Source organism: Romboutsia sp., assembly GCF_056995035.1.
The window spans coordinates 1-2597 of the sequence record NZ_JBXKIW010000028.1 but is presented as its reverse complement, the minus strand read 5'-3'; the positions used below and the strand labels follow the sequence as shown (position 1 = coordinate 2597).

Genomic DNA, 2597 nt, shown 5'->3' with positions numbered 1-2597 from the left:
TTAATAACATTCTCAGGAAGTTTTTCTTCTTCAAATATTCTAGTCTGGCAAATACACTTACTATAAATAAATCCTAATCCAACAAATATAAATTTGAAAATCATGCTAGTCAATTGTACTAATTCGGTTATTAATTGTACCCAAAACTTTGCTTCTTTTCTAATTGATTTACCTAATCGCTTTGGATTAACCTTTTTAGAACCAATTGCTTTTGCTACCATTAAACCCATTAGTAAATTCATATTAATCACTCCTTTGTATTTGTGCTGTTTTTTGTATTTTAATTTCTATACATTAGTACAGGTATCTACCTTTTGTTTAAATTTTGTCTTCCTAATACCTTTTAATTGTAAATTCTGTGACTAATAAATAAATCCTAAGTATAACTACTAGAACTAAATGATAACCACTAACCCCTACATTAATTCACATATACCTATCACGATATTTAACTTACCCAGTTAGTTAGGATAAAGTCTACTACGCTTAACCTTTACCACTTGAGCATTAAATATCAGTGTAGATATATAGAATTAATATAGTGATTAGCATTATCATTAGTTTAGTAGTCACTTAGGACTATCATTAGCCACCAATACAATCAAAAATATTAAGATAGTAAATTTATACTTTTGGGATTGTATCTGCCTTTTGTATGTAATATATGGGGAATTTATTTAATATGTCTAAAATATGTTAAAGTACCTAATGCCATAATATGATTGTACTATATGTTTGGTTACATATTTTGTAATTAAATTTATTTATGTAATTATTTGGAACTGAGCCGAACAATTTTTCACGCAAATTCGTTTGCATGAAAGAGGACTATTACTCGCTGTCGCCTCGTAGTCCTCTAATAGCATTTTTTTAAACTGCTATTTTACTGTATTTAGCTTATAGTATTTGTAGGCATAAGGACTTATAGTTATACTCTATAGTATTGTTATATGCTTAAACTATATAGTGTGTTACAGATTATAATAATATTTTAGTGAAGTTATTTAGTTGAAAATCTAATTGGTATATCTTTATTTGATCATTTACATATAATTCATTTTTATGACTAACATTATCTATAACGATAAGCCTTGGAAACCTATTTATATCTACTTCTCCACCTTCTCTTCTGTAAATACTATTACAAAGTTCTTGTGGCTCGTGTGATTCATACATTTTTAAATACTTATCTACATCTAGAGCATGAGTTCTAACTACTTCGACTATATCAAAAAACATTTTACCACCAACATGATAGCAACAATAGGCATCACTTATATATTTTCTATCCATCCATTCCTTATCTCGTTCAAAATAAACTATATTAACTCCAGCAGATACAAGTGAAGCATAATAATCAAGTGAAAGTATATTGTGATAACTCAATTTCTTAGTAATATAATAAATATTTTGATTACTTATCATGTCTCTAGAAACTTTTAACTTATTGTAGGTTACTAGTTTAGCTAATCTTCGCCTTGCTATTTCATAACCATTTTTCTGTATGTTGTAGAATATTTTTCTTGTTTCCTCTATCGTAATACTCCCGTTTTCTTCAACAAATTTAAGAACCTCATGGTCTTTTGGAGTCAGATACATTCTAGATGACATTATTTATTCTCCTCCTTGTTTTTCTTTATAGGCTTTTGTGTCTTTGAAAAATCAATTTTGGTTTGATCTACTACTACTTTAGATTGTGATTTTGGGGTAAATGGAACAAAGTCTGGTATATTGCTTATGTTTTCTTTTAACTTTTGTACATCGTTAGTTATTTTAATAGGATCAACCTTATCAAATTTAACATCTCCTACTGGCACATTATAATCAATGAAGGTTTTAGTTTCTGGTATAACCATTGCTTTTTCTTGCTGTAGTTGCGTAACATCTTGTTTTAGAGGTTCTTTTGTTTTATTCGGTATAGGTACAGGAACAGTACCTATATTTGATTGAACTGACATTTGTTCTTCAACTTTTTCAATAGGAATATCTTTAACACTAATATCTTCTTGTCTATTTGATTTTAATTTCTTCAAATCATCGTACAATGTTCTATGATTCGGCTTTATCGAGTCTTTGATAAACATTTTAATTCTTCCTTTTAAATTACTTGTATATAAATATCCATGATATTCATTATTTGAAAAGTACGCTTTTCTAGGAGGAAGTTTATGTGCATATTTAGCCAATTCATCACTAAGAACTATTGCACAGCAAGTTAAATCTTCAAACCCGAAGCATATACGTATTGAACTTTGATTTTTTATGAAAGTTGGCATTAAAGCTTTTTCAGGTTTTTGATGAAGTGGAAGATAATTTATACCTAAACTGCCACCCCACTGTCCCACTTGTTGTAAATGCTTCATAATTTTATTTTTAATATCTTTTGTTTTTGGGTCATCAACTGAATTATCTGGCATCAACTCTATAAACTCATCAATTACAATAATAATATATGGTAATTTATTATGAGGATATAATTTATTATAATGGTATATATTATCGTTACCTTCAGCTTTAGAAACCATCGGTTCAAATAAATTAGTTCTTCTATGCATTTCTTCTACAATATGTTCAAGTGACATCAATATATTTTCTAG

3 protein-coding genes are annotated in these 2597 nt (G+C 28.2%); all 3 read right to left on the bottom strand.

Going from position 1 to position 2597, the window contains the following annotated elements; translation table 11 throughout:
* A partial coding sequence (locus AC11VW_RS03150) for a hypothetical protein (protein WP_484299937.1) occupies window positions 1-242 on the bottom strand: 242 nt, incomplete at its 3' end.
* Between the two features lie 736 nt (window positions 243-978).
* Window positions 979-1611, bottom strand: a complete 633-nt coding sequence (locus tag AC11VW_RS03145; protein ID WP_484299936.1) for a hypothetical protein — start codon at window positions 1609-1611, stop codon at window positions 979-981.
* Window positions 1611-2597 (bottom strand): hypothetical protein (locus tag AC11VW_RS03140; RefSeq protein ID WP_484299935.1); only part of this gene is annotated, 987 nt, incomplete at its 5' end. The genes AC11VW_RS03140 and AC11VW_RS03145, both read right to left, overlap by 1 nt.